Below are 26,343 nucleotides of genomic sequence, written 5' to 3'. Positions count from 1 at the left end.
TTTTATGAAAGCTTAAATCGATTGACTACTTCCTGCAGTTCTTGTGCAATTTTGTTCATTTGTTCAATAGAAACTGCTACTCTCTCTAACTCAGCTTGCTGATCAACTGCTGAAGCGCTTACCTCTTCGGCTGATGCAGCAGTCTCCTCTGATATAGCTGAAATACTTTGAATCGCCATCATCGCCTGATTTTTATGTTCAACCATATTAGATAGCTCTGTGACTAACTCATTAATTACCTTAGCAATTGCACTTGAAAGTTCATTATTTTCTCTAAAAGCCGTATCTGTGCTTTGGACAGATTCACTTTGAACTTGCATTAGTGCTACATTTGAAGCTATAACTGCAACGGTTTGTTTGGATTCTACCAAAATACTATCCACTGTTTGTTTAATAACTTCTGTTTCACTTCTAGACTGTTCAGCCAACTTTCTTACTTCTTCCGCTACTACCGCAAAACCTTTCCCATGCTCACCAGCACGAGCGGCTTCAATACTAGCATTAAGTGCAAGCAAGTTTGTTTGTTCTGTTATACCTTGAATGGATGCAATAACTTGATTGATATTTTCTATATTCGTTGTAAGTGTTTCAATCTGTTGTTGTACCTTTTCATTCATTTCATTAGTCGCTAAATTATGTTCTCGTAAGGTTGCTACTTCCTTCATCCCTATTTGTGTTGATATATTTGTTTTATTTGATAACTCATCCATTTGAACAGACAGTGCAGTTAACGCATCTATTTGATCAGATAAATCAATCATTCGATAATTCGTTTCTTCCGTATCCTCTGACTGCTTGGAAGCACCTTCTGCAATTTCATTTGTAGCCAAAGATACCTCTTGGCTTGATGCTACTATTTCATCAAATGCTTCATGTACATGTTTAGACGATTTATTGAGAAGTGTAGAGGATTCAAATACAGTATGAATTGCATCCTTCGTTTGCTCAAGCATATTATTGTACGCTAAAGCAACTGCACCTATTTCATCCGATTTAATAAATTTTGCTTCCACTTTTTTAGACAAATCTCCACCAGCGGCAGTTTCAATTGATTCTCGTAAAAATTTCAACGGTTTTAATTGCTGATAAATAAACCACACAGTCACAATTGCCATCAATGCTACCATTACAATTGCAGCGACTATCGTTAATAATAGTATTTGATTATATGTTTGCAGGATTTTAGATTTTGGATAAACCAGCTGGACAGACCATGTATCTTCAATGCCCTCAAGCATCATAGGTGCGAATGCATTAAAGGCTTGTTCACCAAGCTGCTTCGACTCAACATACACATTCGCAGGCTTTCCGCCATCCAATGTACTTTTAACTGGATTCCAATCAATTGCATCCTGTAGATTAGTTCCATTTATTTTTTCGTCTAAACTATTTACTGTTAGCATTCCACTATCTGTAATTATCCCAGCATATCCACCATCAGGTTTAATAGAGTTAACTAGTTCTGCTAAAAAGTCGATAGACAAGTCCGCGGTGAGTACACCAAAAAATGTTCCAGAAGATGTAACTAAAGGAATTGATATTGTTGTCATTGAAACGGTCTCACCATTTATCTTGTAATCATAAGGTTCTGTAAGAACAGCACGCCCCTCTTTTTTAGGTATTAAATACCAATCTCCATCACCCTCCTCTTCGTATGCTTCTAATGGGCTAGTTAAGATATTATTTCCATCTTTATTCAAATACGGTATAAAACGATTTTCGTCGTCTAGAAGTGTCTTAGGAATAGTAGCTTCTATTTCTATCGCTCCACTCTCAAACACCGCAGCAGCTCCGATTAGATCCTCATTATTTGCTAGATTCGTCTCAATCACATTTAATACTTCTGCTGCAGAGAGCTCTCCTTTTGCCTGCAATGTTTCAAAAATGTCCTTCGTCGTCAATAACATCTCATTTGTTTTGTTAAAACGATCGCTCATCTTAGCAGCAGAAAATTGTGCATTTTGAAGAGTAGAACTCTCTGAATCTTCCACACTCTGGTCATGTATAATTACACTTGTTACTACGGTATAAGCAAGAAATAAAATCAAAAATAAACTAATAATTAATACAGATAGCTTTAAAGCAATACTTTTAGACATTTTCATACCAAACACTCCTCTAATGTTAAATTTATCATAAAGTATTATTACCCATGTAACAAGACTAGTATTTGGAAGTTATTTAGACCTATTTATTTATTTTTATTGAAGGAACTATGTCCCGAATAAAAAACGGTAAGCAGGATTAATTCCACTTACCGTTTTATATCTATTTAGTTTCCTTTATACGTTCATAATAATTGTTCAGATCATGATAGTACTTATTTAAAGAGCTAGTAGATACATTAAATTCTTCCGCAATTTCTTTAATTGTTATTTCTAACGGTTCAAATAATCCATTTTCTTGTCCAAAACGAATTGCTCCAGCAGCAATCGCTACTTCTTTACGAGCATTCGGTTGCTGCTCTACCAAATAATCCTCTACTATTTCTAAAAGCTTCTCATAGTCTCGATTATTTTTCTCTAAGAAATCTATAGCAACTTGTAGAACCCCAGCTTCAAAGTGAGTATACTCCCCGCCTTCATAGCCATTTTCTCCAAGTAAACTCCAAAGTGTTTTCCCATTCTCTTTTAAATATGTTTGTGCGGACAGCTCACTTTGAGATTCAAATTGTTTTACAAAGTTTTTAAATACTTCATTTTGATCTGTAGGGAAGAATATTAAACTAGAAATAGCTAAATTATGATTTTCTCTGTCAGAACCATCTGGCAAGATGAAACAAAATAAATGCACGCCTACTGGTACAGGCTTATCACTCTCACGTCTTAATTGAATCGTTTCGTTTGATAAAATATGTGTTACCTTCATATATGTATCGTCTATTCCAACCACTTCACCAACGAAAACACGAGGATTTCTCCACTCTTTTAATACTTTCAAAATGGAAGGGCGAACAATTCTCTTCTCCTGCTTATCTAAATAGCCAGTCCAAATTTCAGGTTCATGATGGAAAAAGAATTCATCTAATGCAATTGCTTCAACCATTTCATGTTCCAAATAATTACTTAAAGATGCACTCCACGATTTCACAAGCTCAGCAAACTTTGATACATCTTTTCGTTCAGGATACTCATCATAAAATGTTTGCAATATACGTTCTAATTCTTCTGTTTGTACTTCTTCTATTGTAATGGCCTCTTTAGACTCACAACATTTTTTATATTTCTTTCCGCTACCGCATGGGCATGGATCATTACGTCCTACCATTGAAAACACGTCCTTCAAAATAGATATCGCTCTAGTCTACCATATTTTTGGCAGATTATTAAGGACCGAACGACTTGGTGCATATTTCTTACTAAAAAAGGGGAGAAAAAAATGAACTTCTTATAGGCATCAAAAGAAATAATAGACTAAAATTGTGAAGTTACTCTCCACTGATTCTTTTTCGAAAGAAATAAGCAATCCACTAATCCTAAGTACCATGCCGTGCTTCATCACATGCTTATTTTATATATTAAAAATGCCCTAGAAGTCCAGAAAATAAAACTTCAAGAGCACTCTATCATTATATTATTGAGCAGTATAACCGCCATCTAAAATAAGCGCTTGTCCTGTCATTCCTTTTGCTGAATCACTTGCAACATATATCGCTAAATCTGTAATTTCCTCAATGTTTAATAGTCTCTTTTGTGGAACGAGTGGGTATAGCACTTCTTCTAATACTTGTTCCACTTGTATATCTCGAGTTTTAGCTAAATCTTCAAACTGGTTTCGAACAAGTGCGGTATCCACATAGCCAGGGCATATCGCATTCACTGTTATGCCATAAGCAGCAGATTCTAGTGCCGCAACTTTTGTTAGTCCAATAACACCGTGCTTCGCAGAATTATACGCTGCTTTTCCTGCAAATCCAATAACTCCATTAATAGATGCCATATTAATAATTCTACCAAATTGTTGTTTCTTCATATAAGGTAGTGCATGTTTGATAGCTATAAAAGGTGCTGTCAGCATAATTTTCACTAATAACTCAAACTTTTCTGTTGGGAAATCTTCAATCATAGACACATGCTGCATTCCTGCATTATTAACTAGAAAATCTATACGTCCGTGAGTTTCTACGGTGAATTGAATTGCACGTTGAATGTCTGCTTCTTTCGTCACGTCACATATAATTCCTTTTGCATTGCCACTTAATTGCGCAACTGCTTCATCGATTGCATCTTGAGATAAGTCGGAAATCACAACATTTGCTCCTGCTTTCGAAAATGCTTTCGCAATATCAAAACCTATACCTCGTGCAGCTCCAGTAATAAACAAAACTTTTCCTTCCATCAAATACCCTCCTCCGATCAATTACGTATTCGCTTCCATTTGGGAAGCTATATTAATAATCTTACCACTTTTTGGGTGAGCATATAATCTGCAGCTGCCTGACTACTGAAAAAGGCGGATTTCAAATTCAAATCTAGTACTGTAATCCACCTATCTTAAATTTATCCAACAAAACATAGTATTTATGCCAAAAATTTCTATCATATAAAACAAGTCTACTAAACGCTAACTAATATATACTAAAAAGTAAGAGTTTGCACAGACTGGAGGTATGAATATGAAGAAACTAACAATTAATATTAGGATTATTCTCACTCTAATCTCGTTTGTGATTCTTTTAGAAATTTTGGATCTTCAACTTATAGAGTATTTAATTATCAAAGATAATAAACTAGTTGTATTTATGCTCGAGACTGGGTTTACTATTGGAGCAATTGTTTTGATTGTTTGGGCTCTTTACTGTGGAAATAGAATAATTAATAATGCAAAAGAAAAAGAAGAACAATATCGTCATTTAATTGATCTTGTGCCGGAAGCTATTTTTGTTCATCGAGATGGAAACATACTTTATGCAAATCAAGCAAGTGTTTCATTAATTGGTGCTACTAGTTTAGAAGAGTTAATAAACCGAAATTGGGAAGACCTTATTCATTTTCATTCCTACAATCCAGAACAACTATCCATAGCATATTTAAAAAGGAACCAACTTAATGTTACTAATCTTCCAATTATCGCTCGAAGACTGGACGGACAACTTATCGTTTTAGAGATCACATCCATTGATATTGAATTTAACGGATTACCAGCAAGAGAATTCATCGCTAGAGATGTAACAAATAGAAAGAAACGTGAACAAATTGTTAAACAACTTGCTTTTCAAGATGAATTAACAGAACTTCCAAATCGAAGGTATTTCACTGGAAAACTGGAGCAACTATTAAATGTGGAATCCCCTACTAGCTTTGCTATTTTTTTCATGGATTTGGATGGCTTTAAACAAGTGAATGATAGACATGGTCATGAAGCCGGAGATGAACTTCTAAAAAATGTAAGCCAACGATTAATGAACAGTGTCCGAGAAAATGATTTAGTCGCAAGATTGGCAGGAGATGAATTTACAATCTTATTATTAGAAGCTTCAGATCAAGACTGCATCGCTGTAGCTGAAAGAATTATTCAAACCCTTAATAAGCCTTTCCGATTTTTATATGACGAAGTTCTAGTAACTCCCAGCATTGGTATTGCTCGCTTCCCTCAAAATGGTAAGGATGTATTAACATTATTAAATAAAGCAGACAATGCAATGTATCAAGTGAAAGAAAAAGGAAAAAATGATTATCATTTTGCAGAATAAATAAAGATTTCCTCCCTCCATTTGAGCTCTCCGTCTCAAATGGTTTTTTATTAAAGAAATATTACCAACAGACCAATATTAGAATAAAATAAATATTCTTATTTTTTTATCAATTTTTAACATATTCATGTTAAAATAAATATCAAAATGACTATATCTTTTGGATTATATATCATACTATTGTATATGCAGGTCAAATTTAGAACGAAATTTTACAAATCATTCAAATTAATTAGTTAAAAAGAACTTATTTATTATAAATACGAATGGTTATTTAGATTCTGTTCATACGAAAGGAGCAAAACAATGGAATCTAATGCAAATGCTGATTTTTTTTATCGCTCTTTGTACGAGCATAACCCAGAAATGGTTTATCTAATAGACACTTTTGGAACAGTAAAACAAAGGAATAGTGTATTCTCCAAAACTCTTGGATATTCAAATAACACTGAACTTAAAGCAACGGAGTTGTTATTCCATTCGGAAGACATCCAATCGTATAAAGATGCTTTTTATAAAGCACTCTCTGGAGTACCTCAAAATATGGAAACAGCGTTTATAAATCAGGATGGACGCTTAATTGATATTAATTTAACACTGATTCCAACTAGTTATGATGGACATATTAGTGCTATTTTTGGAATTGCAAAAGATATTACAGACCATAAAAAAGCAGAAGATTTAAATAAACATCTAGCTTTTTATGATTCTTTAACAAATCTTCCAAACAGAAGGTTATTCCAAGAAAAATTGGAACAGGATTTAATCATTAGCAAGACATTACAGCAAAAACTTGCTGTTATGTATTTAGATTTGGATCGATTTAAATATATTAACGATACACTTGGTCATTTTTTAGGTGATAAATTACTCGTACAAATAGCAAAGAGGTTGAGAAAATGTCTTGGAGAAGATGTTATTCTTGCTAGATTGGGTGGAGATGAGTTTGGAGTATTGCTACCAAACTTCTATATGCATCAAGTAATAGAACGTTCTAAAACAATTATAGATGCTCTAGAGGGACCATTTCTTATAGAAGGCTATCACCTCTTTATAACTACTAGTATTGGAATTAGTATTTATCCAAATGACGGGGAAGATAGTCACACACTTATGAAGAATGCAGATTCCGCACTATATAAAGCAAAAGAATTAGGAAAAAATAACTTTCAAGTCTATACCTCCTCAATGAATGCACAAACGTTTAAAATATTTTCATTGGAGTCCAATCTTCGGAACGCAATTGATTTAAATCAATTGGAATTATATTATCAACCTAAAGTTTGTCCGAATACATATGATATTATCGGTGCAGAAGCACTTATTCGCTGGAATCACCCAGAATGGGGACTTGTACTACCTGATGAATTTATTTCACTAGCCGAAGAAACGGGACTTGATATAGAACTTGGAAGTTGGGTTAAACGCACTGCATGTATTCAAAACAAGCTATGGCAAGATGCTAATTTACCAAAAATCCCTGTCTCTATTAATCTTTCCGCTAATCGTTTTTTAGAACACAGCTTACTTATAAACACTGTAGAGACGTTAAAAGAAACAAAATTAGAACCGAAATACTTAGAGGTTGAAATAACAGAGACGTCTTTATTAGAAAACGAAAAAATAGTGTTTTCTGTTCTAGGTGGCTTAAAAGAATTAGGTATCAAAGTAGCTTTAGACGATTTTGGTACAGGCTATTCTTCGCTATCTTCATTGAAACGGTTTAAAGGGTTAATAGACATACTTAAAATTGATCGTACTTTCATTAAAGACTTAAGTGAAATCGAAACAGACGATTCAAATTTTATAACAAATATGATTATCCAATTATCACAGCAGCTAAAAATGGAAGTAGTTGCTGAAGGAGTAGAAACGTCTGAACAACTTCAAGTATTAAGGAATTATAACTGTAATACAATTCAAGGTTATTTATTCTCAAAACCGGTATCAACAGCAGATTTTGAAAAACTTTTGCGAAAAGGTAAAATTATGCCACTAGAAAGTAACACAGAAGATGAAGATTTTATAGACCATGAAAAAGATTTCAGGATTAAACTTGAACATTCTTTAAGCGCCTCTATGACATTAACTCACATACGAGGTAAAAAAGTGGAGCTTGGTACAACTGAAGTATTAATCTATGAGATTTGGACAAGAGGAATACGTTTTATATCTAATATTAAATTAGCTGCAAATCAAGAAATTATTTTAGGCTTGAAAACAAAAATATTAAATCAAATCATAACATTAGAAGGTTCCGTTGTTTGGTTGAAAGAAAAGAATACTGGTGTTTATCAATATGAGTTAGAATATAAAATGGAAGAGGTTGAGCTAGTTAACCTAACTTCTACACTAGATCAATTTGATGCACGTCTTAAAGAATCTCCTCTTGTACCAGATTGTAGTTTCGTACTAGAAGATAAATATGCATTTTTTCATAAAAGTTGAAATCTCAAAAGCCATCCTTTTCATATATGAAAAGGATGGCTTTTTAGTCTACTTGAAGAATCAGTCCCTACCTTTAATCTTAATTTTCAAGCACTATTTTTCATGTTTTCTAACAATTTGTATGATGGAATTTCAGCGAGTGTTAAAATACTCTTAAAGGGGCGATTCAGTGATTAACCATATAGTAGATACGATTGTGACATGTATGCCACCAAATGAATACGACGCTACGATACAAAGAGTTCAAACAGAGCACCGATTGAATTTAGCTAACTTTTGGGATATTAAAACAAGAAGCAAAGTATTAGAGATTGGTTGTGGACAAGGGGACACGACTGCAGTATTAGCCCACTTAGTTGGCGCTGAAGGATTCGTACACGGAATTGATATTGCTTCACCTAACTATGGAAGCCCTGTTACTTTAGGAGAGTCAATTCAGTTTTTACAGAACTCTTCTTTAGGCAACCGAATACAAATTGATTTTGAAACGAATATACTTTCACCTGACATAAATTTCCCTAAAGATTCTTTTGATTTCATTGTGTTATCTCATTGTTCATGGTACTTCAAATCCCCTGAGGAACTCTTTGAAATTTTAAAGAAAATTAAAGATTTCGGAAAAACGCTATGCTTTGCAGAATGGGATACACGAATCACTACAAATGAACAGCTTCCCCACTTTTTATCTGTGCTGATACAAGCTCAATATGAGTGCTTTAAAGAAAACAGCTTTTCTAATATTCGTACACTCTTCACGCCAATTGATATTCAAACTATAGCTAAAAGCGCTGGGTGGAACATATTAACCGAAAACACTATTGACTCTTCTCAACTTCAAGACGGGAAATGGGAAATTGAACAAACATTATTAGACTATGAAAAAGAGCTCTTAGTAGTGGACAATTTACCTGCAAAGTTTAAAGCACTGTTTCAATCTCAAATATATTTATTAGAAGCTGCAATCAATCGGAATGAGATAAAATCTATGTCTACCTATGCATTTGCAGCTAAGTAAATAGAAAACTATTTTTAGGAGGAGAACACCATGAAAGAATTAACAGATGAAATACTCAAATTTCGAGATGATCGTGACTGGGGCGGAAATCATGACGCTAGAAGTCTTGCTATCTCCATTTCCTTGGAGGCAAGCGAACTATTAGAATGTTTTCAATGGATTTCTGCAGAAGAGGCAATCAAAAAGGACAAACAAGCGATTATAGATGAGACAGCAGATGTTTTTATTTATCTACTTCAATTTGCAAATTTATTAGGAATAGATTTAAAAGAAGCTGCACGACAAAAAATGGTAAAAAATGAACTAAAATATCCATTTCCCCCAAAAATTGAGCAAATATAATGCATAAAAGAGTTATCTATTCCAGATAACTCTATTTTTATTTCCACCTCTTATAAAATAATACCATTATATGGTCTTATACCCATATAATAATACTAGTAGAATTTTACGATATATCATATTCTTAATAAGGCTTATGAAAGATAACTTTTAATAAGACTAATTATTTTGTAGGAGAATATGTATGAAGAAATTATTATCTATCATATTAGCAACTGGAATCATAGGAGCTAGTACATTGACACCTTTTACTAACGTAGAAGCAGCATCTATCACTACAGCAGAATCTTTAGTAAAAACAGCAGAACAACACGCAGGAGCTTTAAAATGGCAAATTTCTTATGAGCTAACAAAAGAAATTAAGTATCCAGACATGAAAATTTTCAACTTAACAAAAGATGCTTATTTAAATGCCAAAAAAGAAATCGCTAAAGTAAGTGTTAAAGATAAATTGATATTAGAAAAACGTTTAGAAGAGAATGTTGGAATACATTATACTCGCGCAATGGGGTATATTGATGCTATTACTTCTGGTAAGAAAATAGTAGAGAAAGCAAATCAATATAACGCATTATATGCAGAGAACCCAACATCAGATGTAACTGAAAAAAGCTACCACGAACTATCTAGTGAGATTCGTAAACAAGCCATTTTACTATACCGTGTATATGGAAAATCTACACGTGACGCAATTCTTAAAGAATACAAAACACCTGGTGAAAAAGCACTTCAATCTACTAAATATGTCATTACTGCAAAAATGAACTTAGATGAACTTGATAAGTTGATTACTAAAAATGCTGATCAAAAAACTGTTGAAACACATGTTGTTGGATTTTTCGACTTACTTGATGTAATTGAAAATGATGAAACTGCAGCAGATTTATACTATGCTTACTATGATATTATTAGAAAAGACACGAACTTCCTTGCAAAAGAAAAAGAAATTAGCGAGTTTTTCAAAAAGTCTACTGAATATGCAAATGCTGAAGATCTAGATGCATTGATGGGCTTATATAGCAAAGAATTCCCTGACTATGATAGTCTGAAAGAAAATATGGAAACAACTTTCAAAGACATGGATGTTAAATATGAGACTCTAGGCTTAGAAGTTCAGTACATTGTAGACGGAACTGCGTTAGTTATTCATGATGAAAAATCAACTATTGACGAAAAAGATGAGCTTGAACATACTTATATTTATATTTTAGAAAAAGATGAAGAAGGTAACTGGAAATACCTTGATGCATTCATTGAATCTGATGAATCTGATGTAGAATAATATATTACTAACTGCAGCAATACTCGTAGAAATACAAGTAGCTGCAGTTTTTTTATGAATAAATTTTGACGAAATTTACTATTTATAAGAGGTGATAAAATTTTTAGGTGTAACAGGAATTTAGTGGAGAATGTTTAATAATAGTAAGTAATACACTTTTTGGAGGTTTTTACATGAGTAAAGTTGGAAAAAAGCTTTTATTTATTGGATTAACTGCTATTATGTTAAGTACTCCTTTTTCACAAAATGCGTTAGTGTCAGCAAAAGACCAAACCAAAACCGCACAATCCACACAACAAAAAAAGGAGTTAACATCCGAACAAGCAATTAATCTGGCAATTGAGTTTCATAAAGTGTCCAATTATGTGCAACGTGGAGGGGAATATAAAAAAGGAGAGTATCAAACTTTTTCTTACAATAAAAAAACGTACCGCTACCTATCAAGTACCATTGATACAAAAAAAGAGTTAAAGACTTACTTAGAAAAAGTTCTTGTTTCTTCAGAAGCTGAACAATTTATAAAAAATCGAGGCATTATTGAGTACAAAGGTAAACTAGCACAGGTGGAAGCAGATGGGGGTTCCTTGCTACAATGGGAAAAAGCAACTGCTAAGTATGTAAAAACCGAAAAAGATACCCTGTATTACCGATTAACAGTTCCAGTATGGAATACGAATGAAAAGCAAAATTTCATAGTTGAATATCAATATGTAAACAAACTTGGTTGGAAAATTAGTAAAGAACCTAAACAAGAAAAAAGTACTGCCTTGACAAATCAGATGGTTGTAGAACTTGCAGCGGAGTACGCCAAAGCCATACTTTATGTTCAGGCTGGTGGAGATTATGGAAAAGATGAATACAAAACATTTTCCTATACAGGTTCAACTTATCGATACCTTTCAAGCAAATTAGACACGAAAGCAGAATTAATGAATTACTTAACTCAATGGATGACTTCATCTACAGCTGAGCAATTTATTAAAAATAGAGGAATCATCGAGTACAACGGAAAACTTGCACAAGTGGATGCCGATGGTGGTTCATTAGCGGAATGGGAAAAAGCGAGCATTGAATTCATTAAAAAAGATCAGCATACAATGAGTTATCGACTAACTGTACCTTTTGGAGAAACTCAGGAAAAGCTTATGTATATCGTGGAGTATCAGTATGTTGATAAAGCTGGATGGAGAATAAGCAAGGAACCATACGTAGACCTAAATATCCCAGGGAACGTAAATCCGATTTCCATTCTATTCAATAACTTACTCGTTGATTCAAAGGTAGCTCAAAATCAATTCCTTCCCTACTCTTCATTCCAAGTAACTGAATTCAAAAAAGGAATTAGAAAAGTAGAAATGACAAACTTAAAGGAAATTGACAGAAGCCGTATGCAAGTAGAATTTATTGCTACTATTCAAGTGACAGTCGATAATAATTATAATGGCCCCCTAGTTAGTGGAGAGAACAAATTATATTTTACGGTACAACCTACCGGATACATGGAATATAAAATTGACCAGATAGGTATTGTTAATATGTATTAATCGTTAAAAGAAGGTTCTTGAACTACGAAAAATTGTTCAAGAACCTCTTCTTTTTATTATTTAATTTCTATCTGTACATCCTCTTCTATCCAGGATGGGTAAAATTCGAGATCTAACCGAATTGGATTTGTATAAGTAGTAAAAGACTTATCGGGTAGTTCAAATTCGAATTTCTGCCCTACTTCAGGAACGGTTATCATTGAACCTCTCACATAATTATTAACAACTGGCGTAAGTCCCCCAGTCTCTATATAGAATTCTTTTTCATTAGCATCTATAAATTTATTAAAGTGAACTAAATTCTTATCGTATTCCTTATCAACTTGTACTATAAAACTGACTCTATTATCCTTCACTTGCAAGTTGGAGAATATCGATTTTGAAGGCTGTTCCAAAAATTCCTTAGTTTCTGTATCGATTAAAACATATGCTTCCGATTTCTCCATTGCTGCTACTTTTCCAAAGGTTAAAGTTAATTCCTTCGGATCATGGAAATAAAAACTTTCCATAAGCGGGACTTCCCACAAGTTCCCTTTAGGAAGTACTTTATATGAATTTCCAGGCGTAGTAGACCAAGTCCTACCCATTTCATCTACAAGCTTTAATTCATCAAATGCTCTTGAAAGAAGTTTCTTTGAATTATTAGGATCTTCCTCTAATTTAATAGTGGTTCTTATCGGATTGACGATTAGCTGCTTTATTTTAAAACGTTGTCCTTCTATGGTAACTTCTTTATCCACAACAATATTTTTATTTTCTACATCCATTAATTTATAAGTGAATGGAATATTAAAATGTTCAATCTTGTCTCCATTTTTTATACCCATCCCCCAAGAGGGGTCCTTTGAAAAAGCTACTTTTTCTATAGTTTTCACTCCGCTATAAAAGTTTGTTCCTTCTCTTGGCGTCAAATTCAAACCATAATTATTACCTAGACCAAAACGATAGCGGGGGGTCATTCCTGAGGATAATTCCAGATACTTTATTTCAAGTGTGCTCAAATCCACTTCTTTCGAATGAACTGAATAAAAAATGACCATTCCCTTTTTGTCTGCAATTATTCCATCAAGCGTTACTGTAATACCGTTCTTTTCTTGAGACAGATTTATAGGTTGATAGAAATCATTTTCTACCGCTGCGGTTAAACCTCTATCTTGCTTTATAAGAGAAACGATCTTCTCCAGACCGGGAATCGAAGCAACTTTACTTGCGAATACAGGAGATACAGAGATAGATGTAACAAATGAGATGAGAAGGATGGCTGCTATCGCTATCGACCATGTACTTCTTTTTCTAATCTTACTCCTTTTTAACGCTCTCTCTTTTTTTGCTTTCTCGAACCCACTTTGTACTGCAAAATGCAGCTTATCCCTTGGTACTTCGACTTTATCTATGGATTTCTTCCTCTGCTCCAATTTCTTTTCTTCCTCCTCAAACACGTTTCATCTCCCCTTTCTCTTCAAAATTGTGCCTAAGTGCTCGCAACGCCTTATGTAGTCGTGTTTTAATCGTTCCTTCCGGAGTATTCCACATAACGGCGATGTCCTTTATTTTGACATCTTCAAAGTATTTCAAGTGCAATAACTCTCTTTCGTAATCAGATAAATTTAAAAGAGCTTCTTCGACCTCCAAGTAAGTGAAATCTTCACTTACTCCTTGCATACTAACTATTCTATCTTCGAGCACTTCCCTCTTACTTTTCTTTATGACATCCTGACAATAGTTCATCATGATCCGAATAAGCCACGTTTTAAAATACGCAGGTTGCTTCACGGTTTTTATACTGCGATATGCCCTATATGTCACTTCCTGGACAGCCTCTAGTGCGTCACCTTCATTTTTCAAATATGAGATTGCTGTTCGATACAGTGCCTCTTGATATGAGTGAATTAAATCTAAAAACGCATCTTCATTACCTTTAATCGCTTGCTCTACCAGTTTCATTTCACTCAAGATTTCACCTCATTTCATTCGTCCATATCTATTAGACCTACAACTATGAAAAAAGTTTTAGAAAATAAAAAACACCCATACTTTCTGAAAGGGCGCTGAAAAACTGTCTATTATTTTATTTAAATACTTTTGCATTTCTAGAAAATCGTTGAAGAAGGCGACACTCCTGCGGGAATAGCGTTAGTCGAAGACCCACAGCGAAGCGAGGAGGCTGAGGCAACGCCCGCGGAAAGGGAGGCCACTGAAAAACCAAAATTCAGAAAATAAAGTCACCACTTGAGAAGTATATTTGTATCAAAATTGGCATGACGTCCCCATAAACACCCTAAAAAGTGAAGGAATTATGGGATTTCGTTTTTATTTTTTGAAAAAAAGTGACTTTTTCAGTGCCTTCCGGAAAGGGAGCCGTTTCAACGATTTTCATATTTATTGGAATATTGAACAACCTTATGAATAATAGCACTTTTTCAGTACACACAAGCGAAGGAGGGGGCTCGGCCTTGCCCGCGGAAAGCGAATGCCAGTGCGCTAAATCCTAGAGCCACTACTTATCAGCAAATTTATGAGTGTTATGCTTTTCCAGTGCCTTCGATTTTATCAAGTGCACTGAGAAATTCTAAATTGGTATTTTTATCTTTAATTCCTATTAAAAGAATCTAGCGCGGAGGCATGAGACTCCTGCGGGAATAGCGAGATAGCAGAGACCCCGCACGAAGCGAAGCGAAGGAGGAGGCTCGGCCTCGCCCGCGGAAAGCGAATGCCAGAGCGCTAAATCCTAGAGCCACTGCTTATTAGCAATTTTATGAGTGTTATGCTTTTCCAGTGCCTTCGATTTTATCAAGTGCACTGAGAAATTCTAAATTGGTATTTTTACAATCTTTAATTCCTATTAAAAGAATCTAGCGCGGAGGCATGAGACTCCTGCGGGAAAGCGAGACAGCAGAGACCCCGCACGAAGCGAAGCGAAGGAGGAGGCTCGGCGCTCGCCCGCGGAAAGCGAATGCCAGAGCGCTAAATCCTAGTAGCAAATTTTCTGCGACAAGTAACCGCAGGAGCAACGATTTTTTCTGCGACGAGTAACCGCAGGAGCAAATATTAATTAAAAAAATATCAGAACTCCACTTTTCATTGCCATCCTTTCCGAATAGCCGTGTTGAAATTACACAAAAACGAGTAGTTTTCTTTATATTAAGGAAGAATTCCCAAAAACGAAGTTATTATATACAAGTTGGGGTATACTAATAGTATTGATCAATGTACAAATAAAGGAGGTACTATTATGTCCGTCGCTAGTCCAGCATCCCAAGTAAACCTTGATTTTCTCATAAATGACTTAGGTCTTCGTCAAGTATCTAATACATCCTTATTTCGCAAAGGAAATATTTTCGTTATCTCGCCGTCAGTTCAAAATAAAACTAATACGTTCGAGATAAGCGAATCTCTTCTGAAAAAGTATAATCCTGAAAAAGATGAAGGCTATATACTCATTAGAATAAAAGAAAAATTCTTAATGGCAAAACTTCATTCTTTTCAAAGAAAAATGATGACCTCTTCAACTGAAAAAAGTACGAAAAGTAAACCTTCTTTTTGGAAATTTAACGTTATCGAATCCATTATTCCCCGAGTTGAAAATAACGCAGATAGAAATATCTCATACAAAGTTCAATCACCTACCCCGAAACAACTTGTTGCTTTTTTTAATAAAGCAAAATAAAAATTAGTCACAACATCACATGATGATGATAAATTATTACTCACATTCAATATGTGACAACACTTGATTTAAAATTGTCATTACATGATCGTCATCATAAGTGTAAAAAAAAGTGTTCCCTTCACGTCTGTATTTAACAAGTCGCAAATTTCTTAGAAAACTTAATTGATGGGAAACGGCTGATTGTGTCATTTCAAGTACTTCCGCAATATGATTTACAGAGCATTCTTCTTGAGATAGTAAAAATAATATTTTTATCCTTGTTGGATCGGATAATGCTTTGAAAATACGAGAAGCCTCATCTACCGTATTAGGCGATAAAATGGAATAATCTTGTTGTTTCATAAAAAATCCTCACTTCGTCTAGTTTTTACTCATAATAAATTGATACAAGTACTTTGCATCGTTGCCAACTCCTAATAAGAGAGCAGAGCCTCTTCTGTGTTGCCATGGTAACCCGAGAAAGTATAGTCCATCAATATTTGTAATTCCACGATTATGCTGTAATTTCCCCTTTTCTTCATAAAGGGAAGGAATATCTATCCATGAGTAATCCGGTATAAAGCCAGTTGCCCAAATAATATTATGAACATCTAATGATGTTTGATCTTCAAATGTAATTGTATGGCCTTTTACACTAACTGTTCTATTTTTGATCTGAACCGTACCATTTTTCACTTTATCTTTTAGGTCGTATCCAAATATAGGATCGCCTAGATTTTGAATTCTTCTTCCAATAAAAGAAGAACTACTTGCTTTTAGTATTCCTATTTTGTCAAACCACCAAAAAATACTTTTGTTTGCAAGGTTTAACGGAAGAAAACGAAGATTCTGGCCAACTGAAAGATACGTTTCATGTGATTGTGAAATTTCAGACGCAATTTGAGAACCGGAATTTCCGCCCCCAACAACTATAACGGAGCCCTCTTTCAACTGAGAGGGATTTTTGTATTGAGATGAATGTAGTTGAACTACCTCTTCTGAAATATCTTCCGAAAGTGATGGTATTCTTGGGTATTGAAATGACCCGGTTGCTATGACTACGTTTTTGGCTTCTAGGATGTCGCATTCAGTAGTTATTTTGAATATGGTATCTTCTTTATGAATCTTTTTGACTTCAGTGTTAAGTAATAACGGTAAATTGAAATTATTAGCATAACGCTCTAGATAATCAGCTATTTCATCTTTTGTTGGGAATTCAATAGGATTCCCTTCCATAGCTAATCCATGTAATGAACTATAAGAACTTGGAGTAAACAAAGTTAAAGAGTCATATCTCTTTCTCCAAACATCTCCTATTCGTTCACTATTATCAATTATTAAAAACGATAAAGAGGAATTCTTTAAGTAATATCCCATAGATAAACCAGCTTGACCTGCCCCTAGTACTACTACATCATAAATCATAGTAAACACCTCTAAGAAAGTATATGAACATATGCTCATATACAATGTACGATTAATATAAAAGTTTGTCAATTCCTTTTTATGCTTCCATGATTAATATGTAATTTCAATGCCATATTAATGTGGTACGGAAAATAAGAAAGGAGAATTAGTATGGGTAGAGACAATAAACAAGGAAAAAGTAAGAACAAAGACTCACTTCCTCAAACACCTAAAAATCAAAAAATTAAACCTAATGATATTCAAGAGGAATTTGCTCGGGAATTTGCCGAGCTAGGAGAAAATGCAACGAAGAAAACAGAGAATTGTAGGGAGGTCTGAATTTGCAATATCAACGTGCACAAGAAATTGTAGCTTCTCCTTCCGAATTTGAGGTCAGTTATAATGGTGTTTCCGTATGGATTGACAAATTGCATGAGGATGGAAGAACGGCAACTGTTCATCTTAGACATTCGTTAGAAGAAAGATCAGAAGTAAATGTCAACGAGTTAAAGGAACATTAAAAGCACAGATCCCACTGCAAAAATGAATGCCAGTGGGATTTGTCTTTTTCTAAATTCTTTCTTAATCTAAAGAATACAGAAGGATAAATTAACTTACCATTCGATCCGTTTTATCCCTCGATTAATCAAGCTTCTAAATTTCCTCTGTACGAAATTCCATATTAATTTGATCCCAACCTAATAATACGTTTATTGAACTCTTTCTACTATATATGCATTCCTTTAGAAGAGAGATGGAACTTTCCTAAACAATATGCGTATTAAAAGTAATGAAAGAAAGAGGAGAGAATAAACGTGTTAGATTCTAAACAATGGTTATCAGAAGAATTGAAAAAAGTGGAGATTTGGGAGAAGGAACAAAATGATTTAATGTTTTGGGAAAAGCTTGGGCGTTTACCATTTAAAATTCTTGATAAATGGACTCCCACATTCATTCAAAATAAAATTGGCGTCCTTTTAGACGAGCTCAGTCAATATATACAATCAGGCGGCAGCTATTTAAGCTCCACATCTAAAGTCCCCTCTTATTATCCTAAGTTAGGTGTCCAAACACTAGAGGATGTAGAAAAACTTCCGGTCTCTAAAATGGATCACTCGGTAGATATTCTAACTAAAAACAGAAAAAATATTGCAACATTACAAGGAGCTGGTACAGGTATCGGAGGAATATTTACATTAACAATTGATATCCCTCTCCTATTAGGTATTCAGTTAAAAACTTTACAGGACATAGCAATTTGTTATGGCTATGATCCGAATGATGAACAAGAGCGTCTATTTATTGTGAAATGCCTTCAGTTTGTCTCTTCAGACATTGTTGGAAAACAAGCTATTCTGACACAACTGTCCATGTTCAATCAACAGGACGAAGCAGCTAAACGAGAGATTCTATCTGAAATGCAAGGATGGCGCGAAGTCGTTTTCTCCTATCGTGATCAATTTGGCTGGAAAAAACTTTTTCAAATGATCCCAATTGCCGGGCTTGTATTTGGTGCGTTTATTAATCGTTCCGCTGTAAACGATATTGCAGAAGCAGGTAAGATGCTCTATCGAAAAAGAAGGATTATTGCAAAGTTATATGAGAACAATCTAATTGAATAAATAGCCAGGAATGAGAAAACATATATAAGTATAACTATTCTAAATAGTTAATAAATGTATTGTATTTTAATACTTGACGAGGTAAAATTTACCTAAAACAGTAGAAGAGGAATACACTTGGGAATCATAACGGTACATTTTTTGTTTAATCTCTCCTTGTTAATTATCTTACTATTTCTTTGTTTTTCATATCCTAAAATATCTGATAGCCTGCGTTCGTTAAAACTCACAGCCCTTTTTTATTTTGTTATTTCTCTAGCAATTTGCTACATATTTTCCTATCGTTTAAGTGATGAATTAGTATTAGATTTGCGTCTTATTCCATTTTTAATCGGTGGTCTCTATATGAGATTAAGTCCTATATTAGGCTTATTTGTTATTTTCTTACGCGCATTCCATGGGATAGATTTTGGATTCTTTTTAGCAATCCCATTTTACTCTTTGATTAGTTATTCCATATGGCTTATTTCCCCATGGTTTTTAAAACTAACTTCCAAGTACCGAGTACTTTTTTCCACGGGCACTACTTTACTTACAAGTATTGCTATCTTAACAGTTGTTCTATTTCCCGAAACATCTGAACCTACATTAGATTTATTAGTCGCCTATCTCATCGTACAACCAATAGGCGTTGCGATGATTTCTTATGCAATTGAAATGGCAGAAAAAAATACTCAGTTGCAACAACAGTTGGTAAAAGCAGAAAAATTAGAAGCAGTTGAGCAAATGGGAGCTGCAATCTCACATGAGATTCGAAATCCATTAACAACTGCCATTGGGTTTGTTGAATTGCTTAACAAAGATTCTCTTGATCAAGAGAAGAAAACGCAATATTTCTCCATATTAAAAAGGGAATTGGATGCGGCAGAAAAAATTATCCAAGATTATTTAACCTTTTCCAAACCATTAATTGAATCGGTTGAAGAACTAGATATCCAGAAGGAACTAACCCATATTCTAAAATTACTACAACCAATAGCAAACTACTACTCTGTAGAGATATCTACTAATTTCTCATCCCATGGAATGATTGAAGGTGATCAATCGAAATTCCATCAATGTTTTATTAATATTATTAAACATTCGATTGAATCCATGTCGAACGGTGGTACATTATTGCTAAAAACAGAAGTTGTTAAGAGTAATATGATAATTACTATTCAAGACACTGGAGCAGGTATGAGTAATGATCAATTGAAACGTTTAGGAGAACCATATTATTCTACCAAGGGAGAGACCGGAACAGGACTTAGTATGATGGTAGCTTACAGTATTTTACGTGCTATGAGGGGAACGATTGATGTTCAAAGTGAAATAGGTAAGGGTACTGTTTTTCAATTCACTTTTAAGCAATATAAATCTAGTATATTATGTAAATAATATTTTCTGACTACAACAAAAATATTGTGTATTCGATAAATTTTTATTATTCTAAATATAGCTAGTAATTTAGGAGTGATAACACATTGGAATTAATAGAACACTTCTTTTTTAACTTATCCTTATTAATCGTATTGCTTTTTTTTAGTATGTTATGGGTAGAAAGAGCTGAAAGTTTACGCACCATTCAAATTATCGCCACAGTTTATATTATTGCTAGTTTACTCCTATGTTTTGTATTCACGCATCGTATAGAAGGTCATGATGTCATACTCGACTTACGGAAAATTCCATTCATAATTGGAGGTCTTTATATTGGACTCGGACCTTTATTAGCCTCCTTGACAATAATTGTGAGAAGTTTTTATGGGATTGACACTGGATTTTGGTTAACAATCTTTTTTTACGGAAGTCTTGCTATTTTATTTTGGCGGATTTCCCCCTGGTTTTTGAAGCTCTCATCCAAAAAGCGTATTCTATTTTCTGTTAGTGTTTCATTTCTTTTTAGTTTCGTTCAATCGTTTCCTTTGGGTTTCGCGGATATGAACCAATTTGATGTTTGGTTTTCCTATTTATTCATTCAGCCATTGGGAGTTGGTGTAATCGCCTATTTTATTGAAGAAATTTATAAAACTATTCAGTTGAGACTACATGTTGTAAAGTTAAAAAGGCTTGAAACAGTAGAACAAATGGGGGCAGCTATATGCCACGAAATCCGTAATCCATTGACCGCAGCAATCGGTTTTGTTCAGCTTTTACAAGACGAGTCTATTTCGAGAGAGAGCCGAGTCCAATACATTTCGATATTAAGAAATGAACTAAAATCGGCGGAGCAGGTTATTCAAAATTATTTAACTTTCTCTAAACCTGAAATTGAATTAGTTGAACCTCTCATTGTACATGAAGAACTTCAGCAAATTATTCAATCACTCCAAGTATTAGCTAATCGGAATTCTGTCCACATAATTACGAACTATTCGTATACTGGTGCAATCGAAGGAGATAGTCAGAAGTTCCACCAATGCTTTGTTAATATTATGAAAAATGCAATAGAAGCCATGCCAAACGGCGGTGTATTAACAGTAGAAACTATGTCTACTTCATCCAACATGACTATTCTAGTTCAAGATACCGGAGCTGGGATGACGGCGGAACAACTAAACCGTTTAGGAGAACCATATTATTCAACAAAAGGAGAAAAAGGAACTGGCCTCGGAATAATGGTTGTCTATAGCATTGTACATGCTATGAATGGAAGAATTCATGTAGAAAGTGAATTGGGTGTAGGCACTAGATTTGAATTTACTTTCCCCTCTTCTCCTACTCTTTTTGAACAAAACGAGATTCATAAAAATATGAGCGTACTAGTAATGAGTGGGTGAAGAATAAAAAAAGGAATGCTGATCACTTACAGTGCAGCATTCCTTTTCATTTCCTCATTTCAGTGTACCAGTACTAATGATAGAAGTGTCCACCTGAACATCCACTTGTAGATTACTAATTACTTCTTCCTTCAATTTATTGTTCCATTTTCCTTTATAATACATCCGGAAATTTTCAGATAGTCCTATTGGATCGACCTTCAGCTCACTTAACTTCTCCAAAAATTCTTTAATATCTTTTTCAATTTGTTTGTTAATATCATGTTCTAACTTTGTAATACCTTTTATATTTACCAGTTCTTTTTCTCTTCCTCCTCTATATTCAACAAGTGTCCCTTCGATATGCAATGAAATAGATACCTTTGGAGATTCCATATTCTTATTACCTTTTATGCTAACCTTACTATTAATCAAATCCATCATTAATTCTTCTTTCTGTTCAGCTTGATTTAACTCTAGATATAGCGGAGCAAGTTTTTTACGTCCTAGTAAAGCCTGAATGATAAGAGCCTCTTCCTCTGGCAATTCTTTCAGCATATGCTTTTCTTTGAATAAAGCAATTCCATCCATTTCTATTTTGCCCTCTTTTTTTTCTAGTAGCGGCACTATCGTGTCAAAAACTGGATTTGTTTCTGTGTACATATAATCGTGTATATTCGTATTTGGATTAAATGCAGTATTGATACTTGGTTGTAACAAGTCGTTTAGGTAAATGTTAACATTCGGTTTGTCAGGGTATTCCGCCTTTAACATTTCTTCCCCGTTTTCTTTCACAATTGCAAGAAGCACTTTATTTCCTACGTCTGCATTTCTATATAAATGGTGAATTGCTTTTTGAATATTTCCTTTACGAGCAAATTCTTCGTTTATGAGAACGACGCGCAATTGATTTAATACTACCTTTTTGTCTGAAAGTGTTTCAATTTCAACAATTCCTTTAGAAATCAAATCTGTAGTAACAGAGAAAATTTGTGCTCTCTCTTTTGCTTCCGGAGAAAATTGAGGAATCGATACCGTTAATTTAAATGAGTTTTCATCGATATAGTCAAATGCCATTATTCCTACCATTCCGACGTCTTCCAAAGGTACTTTCAATTCCTTATCTGTACAACCAACTAAGATTGACATGATCAAAATCGAAGCAAAAAATAATATTAGATTCCTGTTCATTGCTTCACCTGCTTTTTCTTAAGTGAATGAACAACAGCCAAAAGTAATGGCCACGCCAGCATTATGTAGGAAATTTGGTAGGAAAGTTTAAATAACTTGTCTTGATATTCTCTTGAATATGGTATTACTACGAATAAGAAAATAGCTAAAGTTATTAAATACGTATGATAATTCTTTTTCTTAGCTCGAAGAGAATCTATTCCTTTCTTAGCACTCCATAAATAAGTAGCTGCCGATGATAAAATTAGAAATATCCAAAATGTAATTCCGATTATGTCGATTCTTTCTATAAAAGTAAATTCCCCTGCTTTAAACAAGTGTAATACCGAATACTCAATATTTTTCAATTGCCACTCAGAATAATAAATCACACTTACCAAAGTCGTTATAAAACAAAGAATGATACTTATCCAAAGTCCTATTAAAGAATGTTTTAATGCTTTCTTTTGGTTTATAATATACGGGAAATAAAACATAATTAACTCATATCCTAATACTGATATATATCCTTTTTTTAACGCATCTAAAAATTGGCTACCATTAAAGTTGAATAAAGGCAACAAATGACTTAGTTCACCTTTCTCAATTGCCCAACGTAAAAAATATAACATCGGTATCGTTAAAAAAAACGTTATTGTACAAAACCTAGCGATCGATTTAATACCACCACTGACTATGTAAATAAGTAACAGTAAGAGAAAGAAAACTGGAATTGTACTTGATTGTTCTGAAAGTGCAGTCGTTTGAATAAGGTGCATATAATTACTAATGATTCCTGCCAAAAAAAGAGTAAAGTGAACAACAATAAACAAATTAACGCTTTTTCCAAACGGTTTTCCCAATAATTTCTCATTTATAGTAAATAAATTATCATTTTTATATTGAGAGCTAATCCAAATCATAGGTAATAACGAGATACTTGCAATTACCCCAAACAATAGTGGGACAAATGCTTGGCTATAACCTAGTGAACTGAGTCTTTGAGGGAGTGAAAGGATTCCAGTACCAATCATTGTACTTTGCGTCAAAAAAATAACATGATACCCATTCAAGATTTTTCGATTGTTTGTACTCACTATTACCTACCTCAACTCTCCCAGGACGTTCTACTTTTTCTTTGAATTCGAAATCCCCTTTTTACCTTTTAAAAATGCGATTGGAAATCGAATAATGCTATCCATTAAATCCGCTGCTTTTCTTGGAATTACAGGTGACATAAAAGGAGTTCCTAAAGAATTTAAGTTTAGTAAATGACTAATGAGCCATGCAAATGCAAGCATCTGTCCGTATAGTCCAAACAAACCTGCTGATAAAATGAAAATATATCTAACAAATCTGCTCGTATTACTCATTAAGAAAATTGGTGGTAAAAAAGAAAGTAATGCGGAAGTAGCAACTAACACAACTAGTATATTGCTAATAAGCCCTGCTTCAACTGCTGCTGTTCCGATTACAATACCTCCTACGATACCAATTGTTTGTCCTACCTTTGCCGGCATTCGTGATCCGGCTTCTCTTAAGACTTCGATAATTAGTTCTAAAAACAATACTTCAATTAGAGGAGGAAAAGGAACCTTGCTTCTCGATTCCTGTAAATTCAGCAAAAGTTCATAAGGTAATATTTCTGGATGGAATGTTAATGCCGAAACATACATCGGTGTTATCATTATTGTTAAGAAAAACCCAAAAAACCGAAGCATTCGAAGTAAGGATGCCGTTGTCCAACGATTATAATAATCTTCAACAGAAATAAACATTTCCAAAAAGGTTGTCGGACAGACAATTGCCGCTTGACTATTATCCATAAAAATAGCAATTCTTCCATCTAGCAGATAATTAGTAACACTGTCTGGCCTCACAGTCATGTAATACTGCGGAAAAGGAGATAAAGGATTATCTTCAATTAGTTGTTTTAATATGGAAATATCAGAGAACGCAGGGTAATGCAGTTTGTCAATTCGTTGATTTATTTTGTCAAGATTATCTTTATTTACAATGCCTTCTATAAATAATATAGAAATCTTTGTATTCGTTTCTGTTCCTATTGTACGTGCTTCATTTTTTAAACTTGGATTTTGAATACGTCTCTTTACTAAAGAAATATTTGTTTCTAACGATTCCGTAAATGCATCTTGAGGTCCAATAACCGTTGATTCAGTTTCGGTATTTGTAATGGATCTTGTTGGAGCGCTATATGTGTCAATGCACAGTAGCATGTTTGTATGATGAAAATACAACAGTGTTTGTCCCGAGATAAGCCTATTTAGAATTTCAGGAAAATTAGTTGTCTCTAATTTTTCCGAAACTTGGTGAATTTGATTTATATGATTTGCCAAGGGGACAAATATCATTACTTGCAGAGCCATTTTTTCTACAAGTGACCTCGTATAAATCACTGTAACAATACCTTCGTCTGTAGGAATTTTCTTGAAAATTAAATCATTTATTCGACCTGTATGGTTTTTAATCTTTTCAATTGTCTTATCTGCTTCAGGATGATTGACGAACAATTCAGCTTGTGAACTCTCATTTGAATCAGAACTCTTACTTTGTGTGGTTTCCTCGTTATCGCTAATTTTTATGGTACGTTTTAATTTATTGAACTTCACAAGTACCACATGCCTTTCTTACATACGTTTGGAGAAATTGGGTCATTTCTTTTCAAAATCTATGTACTCAGCATTTCCACTTGTTAGCGATTATATTCATTTTTTGCATTCGATTCCTTATAGGAGAATGCTATCTATTAAATAAAAAAAAGACTGCTAACATAAGCAGTCTTCAGACTTTAGACAAATTCGTTTTACAATGAATAGAGATGTATAAGAGAATCAGCGGGGCCCGCCACTTTGCTTTCCGTGGGCTTGGCTTCAGCCTCCTCGTCACTGCCGTTGAGGCCACTGAAAAAGTGTTATTCTAATAAATTTTCTATCAAATAGTCGTTAAGAGAATTTATCGCTTTGGCATTCGCTTTCCGCGGGTGAGCGACGAGCCTCCTCCTTCGTGCGGGGTCTCGTCTGTCTCGCTTTCACGCAGGAGTCTCATGCGTCGCGCTAAATTCTCTTAAATAAATACAGCAAATAGTTCCTACAAAAATATTAACTCGAGTTTTTCAGTGGCCTCACTGCCGTTCCTCCGGGGTCTTCAGCTCAAGCTATTCCCACAGGAGTCTCCGTGGCGGGCCCTGCCTATTTTTCAAAAGTTGAAAGTGGAAATCTGAAGATGCTGTGATCAATCCATGTTTCTCGAAATATCTGATAAAAATAACGGATTGATTATCCCATCTCATCAAGTGAAAAGGCTTTAATTGTCCACTTTTCTGTTTATTGAAGTTAAAAATAAGCGGAAGGCGGCGACTCCTGCGGGACAGCGAGACAGCGCAGGCATAAGTAGGAAGGCTAAGATCGCCG

At 34.3% G+C, this 26,343-nt stretch carries 22 protein-coding genes; 12 read left to right on the top strand and 10 right to left on the bottom strand.

The annotated features are described in order from the left end of the window. Window positions 1-2 precede the first annotated feature (2 nt). From FG384_RS07880 to FG384_RS07870, 3 genes are all read right to left on the bottom strand, one after another. Window positions 3-2,105, bottom strand: coding sequence for a methyl-accepting chemotaxis protein (locus tag FG384_RS07880; protein WP_142642048.1), 2,103 nt, complete (start codon window positions 2,103-2,105; stop codon window positions 3-5). 163 nt (window positions 2,106-2,268) lie between these two features. Continuing rightward, the gene (locus FG384_RS07875) at window positions 2,269-3,267 is read right to left on the bottom strand and encodes a YecA family protein (protein WP_142642047.1); all 999 of its coding nucleotides are present in this window, start codon (window positions 3,265-3,267) and stop codon (window positions 2,269-2,271) included. Between the two features lie 306 nt (window positions 3,268-3,573). Further along, window positions 3,574-4,338 (bottom strand): 3-hydroxybutyrate dehydrogenase, encoded by a 765-nt coding sequence (locus FG384_RS07870; protein WP_338101322.1) that lies wholly within the window; start codon window positions 4,336-4,338, stop codon window positions 3,574-3,576. 277 nt (window positions 4,339-4,615) lie between these two features. Between FG384_RS07870 and FG384_RS07865 the strand changes: the two genes are divergently transcribed. From FG384_RS07865 to FG384_RS07840, 6 genes are all read left to right on the top strand, one after another. Further along, the gene (locus tag FG384_RS07865) at window positions 4,616-5,692 is read left to right on the top strand and encodes a sensor domain-containing diguanylate cyclase (protein ID WP_166462405.1); all 1,077 of its coding nucleotides are present in this window, start codon (window positions 4,616-4,618) and stop codon (window positions 5,690-5,692) included. A gap of 306 nt (window positions 5,693-5,998) precedes the next feature. Next, on the top strand, window positions 5,999-8,140 hold the full coding sequence (locus FG384_RS07860; protein WP_142642044.1) for a sensor domain-containing protein: 2,142 nt from the start codon (window positions 5,999-6,001) through the stop codon (window positions 8,138-8,140). A 205-nt stretch (window positions 8,141-8,345) separates the two neighbouring features. Then, the gene (locus FG384_RS07855; protein WP_142642111.1) at window positions 8,346-9,155 is read left to right on the top strand and encodes a class I SAM-dependent methyltransferase; all 810 of its coding nucleotides are present in this window, start codon (window positions 8,346-8,348) and stop codon (window positions 9,153-9,155) included. 30 nt (window positions 9,156-9,185) lie between these two features. Beyond that, a complete protein-coding gene (locus FG384_RS07850; protein ID WP_142642043.1) occupies window positions 9,186-9,497 on the top strand; it encodes a nucleotide pyrophosphohydrolase in 312 nt (103 codons plus the stop codon). Between the two features lie 184 nt (window positions 9,498-9,681). Beyond that, a complete protein-coding gene (locus FG384_RS07845) occupies window positions 9,682-10,779 on the top strand; it encodes a hypothetical protein (protein WP_142642042.1) in 1,098 nt (365 codons plus the stop codon). Between the two features lie 173 nt (window positions 10,780-10,952). After that, window positions 10,953-12,323 (top strand): DL-endopeptidase inhibitor IseA family protein, encoded by a 1,371-nt coding sequence (locus tag FG384_RS07840; RefSeq protein ID WP_142642041.1) that lies wholly within the window; start codon window positions 10,953-10,955, stop codon window positions 12,321-12,323. 56 nt (window positions 12,324-12,379) lie between these two features. On the opposite strand, the gene FG384_RS07835 is transcribed toward FG384_RS07840, so the two are convergent. Then, on the bottom strand, window positions 12,380-13,762 hold the full coding sequence (locus FG384_RS07835) for a DUF4179 domain-containing protein (RefSeq protein WP_142642040.1): 1,383 nt from the start codon (window positions 13,760-13,762) through the stop codon (window positions 12,380-12,382). Next, a complete protein-coding gene (locus tag FG384_RS07830) occupies window positions 13,755-14,267 on the bottom strand; it encodes a sigma-70 family RNA polymerase sigma factor (RefSeq protein ID WP_240793376.1) in 513 nt (170 codons plus the stop codon). The genes FG384_RS07835 and FG384_RS07830 overlap by 8 nt, the downstream gene beginning before the upstream one ends. A 1,288-nt stretch (window positions 14,268-15,555) precedes the next feature. Here FG384_RS07830 and FG384_RS07825 point away from each other — a divergent pair. Further along, window positions 15,556-15,990 (top strand): hypothetical protein, encoded by a 435-nt coding sequence (locus tag FG384_RS07825; RefSeq protein ID WP_142642038.1) that lies wholly within the window; start codon window positions 15,556-15,558, stop codon window positions 15,988-15,990. A gap of 36 nt (window positions 15,991-16,026) precedes the next feature. Here FG384_RS07825 and FG384_RS07820 read toward each other — a convergent pair whose 3' ends face one another. Together FG384_RS07820 and FG384_RS07815 are read right to left on the bottom strand one after the other, a co-directional pair. Next, complete coding sequence (locus FG384_RS07820; RefSeq protein WP_142642037.1) at window positions 16,027-16,335, bottom strand: ArsR/SmtB family transcription factor; 309 nt, start codon at window positions 16,333-16,335, stop codon at window positions 16,027-16,029. 18 nt (window positions 16,336-16,353) lie between these two features. Continuing rightward, window positions 16,354-17,397, bottom strand: a complete 1,044-nt coding sequence (locus tag FG384_RS07815; RefSeq protein WP_142642036.1) for a flavin-containing monooxygenase — start codon at window positions 17,395-17,397, stop codon at window positions 16,354-16,356. Window positions 17,398-17,550: 153 nt separating this feature from the next. Between FG384_RS07815 and FG384_RS07810 the strand changes: the two genes are divergently transcribed. The 5 genes from FG384_RS07810 to FG384_RS07790 all read left to right on the top strand — a co-directional run bounded on the left by FG384_RS07810 (window position 17,551) and on the right by FG384_RS07790 (window position 21,763). Continuing rightward, the gene (locus tag FG384_RS07810) at window positions 17,551-17,718 is read left to right on the top strand and encodes a YfhD family protein (protein ID WP_142642035.1); all 168 of its coding nucleotides are present in this window, start codon (window positions 17,551-17,553) and stop codon (window positions 17,716-17,718) included. A gap of 2 nt (window positions 17,719-17,720) precedes the next feature. Beyond that, window positions 17,721-17,900 carry an H-type small acid-soluble spore protein gene (locus tag FG384_RS07805; protein WP_142642034.1) on the top strand — a complete coding sequence of 60 codons (180 nt, stop codon included), beginning with the start codon at window positions 17,721-17,723 and terminating at the stop codon, window positions 17,898-17,900. Window positions 17,901-18,194: 294 nt separating this feature from the next. Beyond that, window positions 18,195-19,001, top strand: a complete 807-nt coding sequence (locus tag FG384_RS07800; protein ID WP_142642033.1) for an EcsC family protein — start codon at window positions 18,195-18,197, stop codon at window positions 18,999-19,001. Window positions 19,002-19,118: 117 nt separating this feature from the next. After that, entirely contained in the window at window positions 19,119-20,381 is a 1,263-nt protein-coding gene (locus tag FG384_RS07795; RefSeq protein ID WP_142642032.1) for a sensor histidine kinase, read from the top strand. A gap of 86 nt (window positions 20,382-20,467) precedes the next feature. Next, entirely contained in the window at window positions 20,468-21,763 is a 1,296-nt protein-coding gene (locus tag FG384_RS07790) for a sensor histidine kinase (protein WP_142642031.1), read from the top strand. 54 nt (window positions 21,764-21,817) lie between these two features. Here FG384_RS07790 and FG384_RS07785 read toward each other — a convergent pair whose 3' ends face one another. From FG384_RS07785 to FG384_RS07775, 3 genes are read right to left on the bottom strand one after another with little or no spacing between them, the layout of a single operon-like run. After that, on the bottom strand, window positions 21,818-22,933 hold the full coding sequence (locus tag FG384_RS07785) for a Ger(x)C family spore germination protein (protein WP_142642030.1): 1,116 nt from the start codon (window positions 22,931-22,933) through the stop codon (window positions 21,818-21,820). Further along, the gene (locus tag FG384_RS07780; RefSeq protein ID WP_142642029.1) at window positions 22,930-24,009 is read right to left on the bottom strand and encodes a GerAB/ArcD/ProY family transporter; all 1,080 of its coding nucleotides are present in this window, start codon (window positions 24,007-24,009) and stop codon (window positions 22,930-22,932) included. The genes FG384_RS07785 and FG384_RS07780 overlap by 4 nt, the downstream gene beginning before the upstream one ends. A gap of 30 nt (window positions 24,010-24,039) precedes the next feature. Continuing rightward, window positions 24,040-25,542 (bottom strand): spore germination protein, encoded by a 1,503-nt coding sequence (locus FG384_RS07775; protein WP_240793370.1) that lies wholly within the window; start codon window positions 25,540-25,542, stop codon window positions 24,040-24,042. Window positions 25,543-26,343: the final 801 nt, after the last annotated feature.

It is taken from the genome of Psychrobacillus vulpis (genome assembly GCF_006861825.1).
GTDB lineage: Bacteria > Bacillota > Bacilli > Bacillales_A > Planococcaceae > Psychrobacillus > Psychrobacillus vulpis.
Note: the sequence above shows the minus strand (reverse complement) of the source record. Positions and strands in the feature narration are given on the sequence as shown.

Bases quoted from the DNA above. Each gene is read 5' to 3' on its own strand.
- FG384_RS07865 (WP_166462405.1), top strand. From the start codon at position 4,616: ATGAAGAAACTAACAATTAATATTAGGATTATTCTCACTCTAATCTCG.
- FG384_RS07840 (WP_142642041.1), top strand. From the start codon at position 10,953: ATGAGTAAAGTTGGAAAAAAGCTTTTATTTATTGGATTAACTGCTATT.
- FG384_RS07880 (WP_142642048.1), bottom strand. From the start codon at position 2,105: ATGAAAATGTCTAAAAGTATTGCTTTAAAGCTATCTGTATTAATTATT.
- FG384_RS07785 (WP_142642030.1), bottom strand. From the start codon at position 22,933: ATGAACAGGAATCTAATATTATTTTTTGCTTCGATTTTGATCATGTCA.
- FG384_RS07820 (WP_142642037.1), bottom strand. From the start codon at position 16,335: ATGAAACAACAAGATTATTCCATTTTATCGCCTAATACGGTAGATGAG.
- FG384_RS07810 (WP_142642035.1), top strand. From the start codon at position 17,551: ATGGGTAGAGACAATAAACAAGGAAAAAGTAAGAACAAAGACTCACTT.
- FG384_RS07830 (WP_240793376.1), bottom strand. From the start codon at position 14,267: ATGAAACTGGTAGAGCAAGCGATTAAAGGTAATGAAGATGCGTTTTTA.
- FG384_RS07875 (WP_142642047.1), bottom strand. From the start codon at position 3,267: ATGGTAGGACGTAATGATCCATGCCCATGCGGTAGCGGAAAGAAATAT.
- FG384_RS07860 (WP_142642044.1), top strand. From the start codon at position 5,999: ATGGAATCTAATGCAAATGCTGATTTTTTTTATCGCTCTTTGTACGAG.
- FG384_RS07870 (WP_338101322.1), bottom strand. From the start codon at position 4,338: ATGGAAGGAAAAGTTTTGTTTATTACTGGAGCTGCACGAGGTATAGGT.
- FG384_RS07855 (WP_142642111.1), top strand. From the start codon at position 8,346: ATGCCACCAAATGAATACGACGCTACGATACAAAGAGTTCAAACAGAG.
- FG384_RS07815 (WP_142642036.1), bottom strand. From the start codon at position 17,397: ATGATTTATGATGTAGTAGTACTAGGGGCAGGTCAAGCTGGTTTATCT.
- FG384_RS07845 (WP_142642042.1), top strand. From the start codon at position 9,682: ATGAAGAAATTATTATCTATCATATTAGCAACTGGAATCATAGGAGCT.
- FG384_RS07825 (WP_142642038.1), top strand. From the start codon at position 15,556: ATGTCCGTCGCTAGTCCAGCATCCCAAGTAAACCTTGATTTTCTCATA.
- FG384_RS07850 (WP_142642043.1), top strand. From the start codon at position 9,186: ATGAAAGAATTAACAGATGAAATACTCAAATTTCGAGATGATCGTGAC.